A 7,308-nucleotide genomic window follows, 5' to 3' on the forward strand; every position below is an offset into this window, starting at 1 on the left:
TCCAGAATCAGTGATCACACTGGTCGCTCCGCGGGCGAGCCTCGGCGCAGCGCTCGGCGGTCGGGAGCGCGGACTGCTGGGAGCCGGCTGAGACCGCGTGGCGATCTCCCGCCGCCCGCGCTCGTACGCTGGGGGTGTGGCCCGCACGACGCCGCTCCCCCTCCGCACCGGGGTGCTGACCGCTCTCGCCCTCGCCGCCACCGGCGGCCTCGCCGCGGCCGGCGCGGCCGCGTGGGGCATCCCGCGCGCGATGGGCGCACCTCCCGAGGAGCTGCGCCGGGCCGCCGACGGGTCACCGCACGCCCGGGAGGGCCGCTTCCGCAACACCGAGCCCGGCACCGCGCTGCCGTCAGGGACCGTGCCGGCCGCTCTGCGCGCCGTCATCGGCCGCCGGGTCGGGCGCCCGAGCCGCCCCGTCCCGCTCGCCCGCCCGGAGAGCGGCCCCGCGGCCGAGCTGGCGGTGACGTGGTTCGGGCACTCCAGCGTGCTGCTCGAGATCGACGGCCGGCGGGTGCTCGCCGATCCCGTCTGGGGCGAGCGCGTCTCGCCCTCCCGGCTGGTGGGGCCGCGCCGACTGCACCCGGCACCCGTCCCGCTCACCGCGCTGCCGCCGGTCGACGCCGTGCTGATCTCGCACGACCACTACGACCACCTCGACCTGCCCACCGTCCGGGCGTTGGTCGCCGACCCCCGGCACGGCGCGGCCCCGTTCGTGGTGCCGCTCGGGATCGGGGCGCACCTGCGGGCCTGGGGCGTGCCCCGGGAACGGATCGTCGAACTGGACTGGGACGGTCGGGCCGAGGTGGCCGGGCTCACCCTCGTCTGCGCCGAGGCCCGGCACTTCTCGGGCCGGGGACTGCAGCGTGACACCACCCTCTGGTCCTCGTGGGCCGTCCTCGGGCCGCGCCACCGCGCCTACTTCGGCGGCGACACCGGCTACACGGCCGCCTTCGCCCGCGCGGGCGAGCGTTGGGGGCCGTTCGACGTCACGCTGCTGCCGATCGGCGCCTACGCGGACCTGTGGCCGGACATCCACATGACCCCGGAGGAGAGCGTGGCCGCCCACCGCGATCTTCGCGGACGGGTGCTGCTGCCCGTGCACTGGGCGACCTTCAATCTCGGCTTCCACCCCTGGTCGGAGCCGGTGACCCGGTTGCGTGGCGCCGCGGAAACGGCCGGAATCCCGCTCGCCCTGCCCGTTCCGGGCCAACGAATCGACCTGACGGGCCCGCCCCCGGCGACGGACTGGTGGACGCCGGTCGCCTGAGGCGGCGCCATTGCCCGCCGATCCCGCCCGCGCCGGGATCGGCCCCGAGATCCAGCATCGAGATCGGCTCCCGAGATCGGCTCCCGAGATCGCCGGGATCGGGCCGCAAAACCCCGTCCGATGCCTCCGAAGGAGTGATCCGGGCGACGCGCGGGCCCCGGACACGGCACCCGAATCGACTTTCCGCGACGGCTTCCTTTATTGTCGGCACCGACGCATTCTCCTGTTCCGCACGCCGATCCACTCCGCTCCCGGAAAGCCCCCGGACACCGTCCGGGCGATGCTTCCTGCCCGCGTGGAGCCCGGCAGGGACAGGAGCCGGTGAACAGAGAAGGGCTGGGGGAACGTGGCGAAGCAGACCACGGTCACGCTGATCGACGACCTGGACGGCAGCGAGGCGGAGGAGCAGGTCGAGTTCTCGGTCGACGGCAGGTCGTACGAGATCGACCTGTCGGCGAAGAATTCCGAGAAGCTGCGCGAGGCGCTGGCGCCCTACATTGCCGCGGCCCGCCGGACCACCGGGCGGCGTTCCTCGGGCGGCGCGTCCGCACCGGCCTCGCGGCCCGTTTCCGACCGCCAGCAGAACCAGGCGATTCGGGAATGGGCGGTGGCCCAGGGGATGAAGATCTCGGAGCGCGGGCGCATCCCGTCCAATGTTCTCGACGCGTACCACGCGGCCCACTGAGCACACGTCGGAACATCCGTCACGGTTCGGCGACAAGGCCGCGAAAGCGCGGGCCATTCGTCACCGAACCGTGACGCCGCCGCCATTTCCCGGTCCTCGCCCGCCGTTCCGGCCGCCGCGGAACGAGGCGCCCGCCGCCACCGGACCCGCTCCGGCGCCCCGGACGACGCTACCGGTCGGCACGCCACGGCCGCCGGTCACCGCAGAACCGTCCCCGCCCGTCCGGTCGGGTCGACCCCACTCTTCGCGGTGATCCCGGCACGCTCCGGTCCCCCGGTAGACTCCTCCGACCCGCACCCGGTACCCCGATCCGGTGAGCGGGCGAGAAGAGAGGCACGAGACGTGAGCGAGAAGGTCACGATCGGTTACGGGACCTGTCCCGTCTGCGCACGGCTGAAGCACGTCACCCCCGATTCGACCCTGCGCCTGCACAACCGGTTCTCGGCGCGCGGCACGGTCGTCTCCGCCCGCCGCTGCGCCGGTTCCGGTGCGCCGTCCCTCGAGAGCACGGAGCCGCCCGCCGCCTGACCGGGCCGTCCCACCCGAGCGGCTCCCCCTTCGTTCCCCACCTGCCCGGAGCGGCCGCGAGCGAGATGAGCCTCACCTGCGTCCGCCGCCGGCGACCGTCTGTCAGGATCGGGACTTCCGACAGGACGTCGATCGAGGAAGAGGACCGGACATGTACCCGGGCACGCACGCCGCCACGACCCCCGACAAGCCCGCGGTGGTGATGGCGGGCAGCGGCGAGACGCTGACCTTCCGCCAGCTCGAGGAGGGTTCCGCCCGCCTGGCCCGGTACCTGCACGACGCGGGCCTGCGCCGCGGCGACGTGATCGCCGTCGTCACCGAGAACACCCCGCGGGTCTTCGAGATCTACTGGGCGGCCCGCCGCTCCGGCCTCTACGTCACCATGGTCAACCACCACCTGTCCGCGCCGGAGGCGGCCTACATCGTCACGGACTGCGGTGCGAAGGCGCTGCTGGTCTCCGCGGGCGTGGCCGGGCTCGCGGCCGCGATCGGCGACCAGGTCTCCGTCGACGTCGCGCTGGCCTTCGGCGGTCCGATCCCCGGCTCGGACGCCTACGCCGACTACGACGAGGCGCTCGAGGGCGTCTCGGCCGAGCCGCTGCCCGAGCAGCCGCGCGGCGCCGACATGCTCTACTCCTCCGGCACCACCGGCCGGCCCAAGGGCATCAAGCCGACGCTGCCGGACTCCGCGGTCGACGAGCCGGGCGACACCTACATCGACCTGTTCGGTCCGATGTACGGCTTCGACACCGAAACCGTCTACCTCTCCCCCGCCCCGCTGTACCACGCGGCTCCGCTGCGCTTCAGCGCCACGGTCCAGGCGATCGGCGGCACCGCCGTCGTCATGGAGCGCTTCGACCCCGAGGCCGCGCTGGCGGCGATCGAGCGCTTCTCGGTCACGCACAGCCAGTGGGTGCCGACGATGTTCGTGCGCCTGCTCAAGCTGCCCGAGGAGACCCGCCGCAAGTACGACCACTCGTCGCTGCGGGTGGCGATCCACGCGGCCGCGCCGTGCCCGCCCGAGGTCAAGCAGGCGATGATCGACTGGTGGGGTCCGGTGCTCTACGAGTACTACGCCGCCACCGAGGCCAACGGCATCACGTTCGTGAGCTCGCCCGAGTGGCTGGAGCGGCCGGGCACGGTCGGCCGGGCGGGCCTCGGCGTGGTCCGGATCTGCGACGACGAGGGCAAGGAGCTCGCCCCGTACGAGGTCGGCACCATCTTCTTCGAGCGGGACGAGCGGCCGTTCGAGTACCACAACGACCCGGAGAAGACGGCCGCCGCGACCCACCCGGACCACCCGTCCTGGACGACCACCGGCGACCTGGGCTACCTCGACGAGGACGGCTACCTGTTCCTCACCGACCGCAAGGCGTTCATGATCATCTCGGGTGGGGTGAACATCTACCCGCGCGAGGTCGAGGACGTCCTGGTCACGCACCCCGCCGTGCTCGACGTCGCGGTGATCGGCGTGCCGGACCCGGAGATGGGCGAGTCGGTCAAGGCGATCGTGCAGCCCGCGCCGGGCGTCGACGCGGGGCCGGAGCTGGAGCGCGAGCTGATCGCCTTCGTGCGCGAGCGGATCGCGCACTACAAGGCGCCGCGCAGCGTCGACTTCACCGACTTCCTGCCCCGCACCCCCACCGGCAAGCTGGTCAAGCAGGAGCTGCGGGACCGCTACCCGCACTGATCCACGCCCCGCCGGGGTCGGGGGCCACGCCGCTGACCCAGGCGGGCACGGGCGGGCCCGAACGGACCTTGCCGAACGTTCGCTCAATTGGGCAGGCTGTGCGCCATGACGACGCAGTCGGGCGCCATCGTCGGCCGTGGCATGAGCTTCAGCGACATCGTCGCGCGCTGGGCGCGCGTGACCCCCGAGATCCCCCTGTTCGTCGACGCCGGGGCCGGCATCCGACGGACCTACGCCGAGTCGGACGACCGGATCACCCGGCTCGCGAACGCCCTCACGGCAGGCGGCGTGACCCCCGGGGACCGGGTCGCGGTGCTGGGCCTGAACAGCGCCGACCTGCTCGAGGCCTACCTCGCGCCGCTGCGGGCGGGCGCGATCTGCGTGCCGATCAACTTCCGGCTCGTCGCCGACGAGGTCGCCTACGCCCTCACGGACTCCGGCGCCGTCTCCGTGATCGTCGACGCGGGCCTGGCCCCCACGCTGGACAAGGCGTTGGAGAAGGCGCCGGACGTCCGCCAGGTGATCACGATCGGCGGGGACCTGGAGGACGTGCTCGCCGCGGCGTCGCCGGACTACGTCGAGCTGCCGAACTCGGACGACGACACCGCGTTCATCATGTACACGTCCGGCACCACCGGGCGGCCCAAGGGCGCGATGCTCAGCCACCGCAACCTCTACCTGCACTCCTACTCGAACATCGCCACGCTGGGCGGCACCGGCGGGCACGGCGTGTCGATGTCCGCCGCGCCGCTGTTCCACATCGCCGGGGTCGCGGGGGCGCACATCGCGATCACGGCGGGCGGCACGGTGGTCATCCCGCGGTCCGGGAACTTCGACCCGGTCGAAACCCTGGACATCCTCGAGCGCGAGAGGGTCACCTCGTGCTTCTGCGTGCCGGCGCAGTGGGCGGCGATCTGCGCGGTGCCGGACATCGCGGACCGCGACCTCTCGGCGCTGACCCGGATCTCCTGGGGTGCCGCGCCCGCGTCCACCACGCTGCTGCAGACGATGATCGACACGTTCCCGCAGGCGCAGGTCACCACGTCCTTCGGGCAGACCGAGTGCAGCCCGGTCACCACCCTGCTGCGCGGCGAGGACTCGATCCGCAAGATCGGCTCGGTCGGCACCCCGATGGCGAACGTCGAGGTCCGCGTCGTCGACGACGAGATGAACGACGTCGTGCCGGGCGAGATCGGCGAGATCGTCTACCGCGGCCCGCTGATCATGAGCGGCTACTGGAACAAGCCCGAGGAGACCGCCGAGGCCTTCCGCGGTGGCTGGTTCCACTCCGGCGACCTCGTCCGGCAGGACGAGGACGGCTACTTCTACGTGGTCGACCGCAAGAAGGACATGATCATCTCGGGCGGCGAGAACATCTACTGCGCCGAGGTGGAGAACGTCCTGGCCGCGCACCCGGGCATCGGCGACGTCGCACTGATCGGCGTGCCGGACCCGAAGTGGGGCGAGACCCCGCTCGCGGTCGTCGTGCCCGCGGACCCGGCCGACCCGCCGACCGTCGAGTCGATCGAGGCCTACTGCAAGGAGCACCTCGCCGGGTACAAGCGGCCGCGCCGGGTCGCGATCGTCGAGGCGCTGCCCCGCAACCCCTCGGGCAAGGTCCTCAAGACCGCGCTGCGCGAGCAGAACCAGGCGGGCTCGCTGGTCTCCCGGCCGGCGGTCTAGTTTCGCGCGCGTGCCCGATCTCGATCCCGAGGAGTTCCGCCGGCTCGGCCACGCGCTGGTCGACTGGGTCGCCGCGCACCGCACCGGGCTGGCGCAGCTGCCGGTCCGGCCCGCGGTGCGGCCCGGGGAGATCCGCGCGGCCCTGCCCGCGGACCTGCCCGACAAGCCGGCCGACGACCTCGGCGCCGCGCTGACCGGCCTGCTCGACGACGTCGTGGTCCCCGGGTCCCTGCACTGGCAGCACCCGGGGTTCTTCGGCTACTTCCCCGCACAGGCCTCGCTGCTCTCGCTGCTCGGCGACCTCGCCTCCGGAGGGCTCGGCGCGCAGGGGATGCTCTGGTCCACCTCGCCCGCCGGGACCGAGGTGGAGCAGGTGGTCGTCGACGGGTTCGCCCGCGCGCTCGGCCTCGGCGAGGCCTTCACCTTCGCCGGCGGCGGGGGCGGGTCGCTGCAGGACTCGGCGTCGTCGGGCGCGCTGGTGGCGTTGCTCGCCGCGCTGCACCGGGCCTCGCCGGGCTGGCGGGACACCGGCGTCGACGGCACCGAACGCGTCTACGTCACCGCCGAGACGCACTCGTCGCTGGCCAAGGCGGTGCGGGTCGCCGGGCTCGGCGCCCGGGCCCTGCGCACCGTGCCCGTCTCCCCCGGCACGCTGGCGATGTCCGCCGACGCGCTGGCCGGGATGCTCGCCGAGGACCGGGCGGCGGGGCTGCGGCCGGTGCTGGTGTGCCCGACCGTCGGCACCACCGGCACCGGCGCGATCGATCCCGTCCGCGAGGTCTGCGAGGTCGCGGGCAGCGCGTGGGTGCACGTCGACGCGGCCTGGGCGGGCGTGGCCGCGCTCTGCCCGGAGTTCCGGCACGTGCTCGACGGCGCGGAGCTGGCCGACTCGGTCTGCACGGACGCGCACAAGTGGCTGGCCACGGCGTTCGACGCGTCGTTCCTGTGGGTCCGCGACGGCACGGCCCTGCCGGCGGCGCTGTCGATCACGCCGGAGTACCTGCGCAACGCCGCGACCGACTCCGGCGAGGTCGTCGACTACCGGGACTGGCAGGTGCCGCTCGGCCGCCGCTTCCGCGCGCTCAAGCTCTGGGCGGTGGTGCAGGGCACGGGGCTCGAGGGACTGCGGGAGGGGATCCGCGGGCACGTGGCCCTCGCCGGGGACCTGGCCGCGCGGGTCGAGGCCGAGCCCCGGTTCGCCCTGGCCGCGCCCCCCTCGCTGGCCCTGGTCTGCCTGCACGTCCTCGGCCCGGACGGCGAGCCCGACGACGCCGCCGGCCGCGCCCTGCTCGAGCGCGTGAACGCCGGCGGGCGGGCCTTCCTCACCCACACCACCGTCGCCGGCCGGTACGCGATCCGGGTCGCCGTCGGCGCCCTCGGCACCGGCCGGGAACAGCTCGACGTCCTCTGGGCGGAGCTGACCCGCTGATCGTCCGGCGTGGGGCGCCCCGGGGC

The 7,308-nt window shown here is 73.7% G+C and carries 6 protein-coding genes; all 6 read left to right on the forward strand.

The window, feature by feature from the left end; translation table 11 throughout:
* Positions 1-136 precede the first annotated feature (136 nt).
* The 6 genes from LWC35_RS38335 (at position 137) to LWC35_RS38360 (ending at position 7,282) form a co-directional block, all read left to right on the forward strand.
* A complete protein-coding gene (locus LWC35_RS38335) occupies positions 137-1,267 on the forward strand; it encodes an MBL fold metallo-hydrolase (RefSeq protein WP_232875501.1) in 1,131 nt (376 codons plus the stop codon).
* A 346-nt stretch (positions 1,268-1,613) separates the two neighbouring features.
* Positions 1,614-1,952: a histone-like nucleoid-structuring protein Lsr2 gene (locus LWC35_RS38340; RefSeq protein ID WP_232875502.1), complete on the forward strand. Its 339-nt coding sequence runs from the start codon at positions 1,614-1,616 to the stop codon at positions 1,950-1,952.
* Positions 1,953-2,294: 342 nt separating this feature from the next.
* Positions 2,295-2,480, forward strand: a complete 186-nt coding sequence (locus tag LWC35_RS38345) for a hypothetical protein (RefSeq protein WP_232875503.1) — start codon at positions 2,295-2,297, stop codon at positions 2,478-2,480.
* Positions 2,481-2,631: 151 nt separating this feature from the next.
* Positions 2,632-4,170: an acyl-CoA synthetase gene (locus LWC35_RS38350; protein WP_232875504.1), complete on the forward strand. Its 1,539-nt coding sequence runs from the start codon at positions 2,632-2,634 to the stop codon at positions 4,168-4,170.
* A 105-nt stretch (positions 4,171-4,275) separates the two neighbouring features.
* A complete protein-coding gene (locus LWC35_RS38355) occupies positions 4,276-5,853 on the forward strand; it encodes a long-chain-fatty-acid--CoA ligase (RefSeq protein ID WP_232875505.1) in 1,578 nt (525 codons plus the stop codon).
* 10 nt (positions 5,854-5,863) lie between these two features.
* The gene (locus tag LWC35_RS38360; RefSeq protein ID WP_232875506.1) at positions 5,864-7,282 is read left to right on the forward strand and encodes a pyridoxal phosphate-dependent decarboxylase family protein; all 1,419 of its coding nucleotides are present in this window, start codon (positions 5,864-5,866) and stop codon (positions 7,280-7,282) included.
* Positions 7,283-7,308: the final 26 nt, after the last annotated feature.

It is taken from the genome of Pseudonocardia kujensis (genome assembly GCF_021283305.1).
GTDB lineage: Bacteria > Actinomycetota > Actinomycetes > Mycobacteriales > Pseudonocardiaceae > Pseudonocardia > Pseudonocardia kujensis.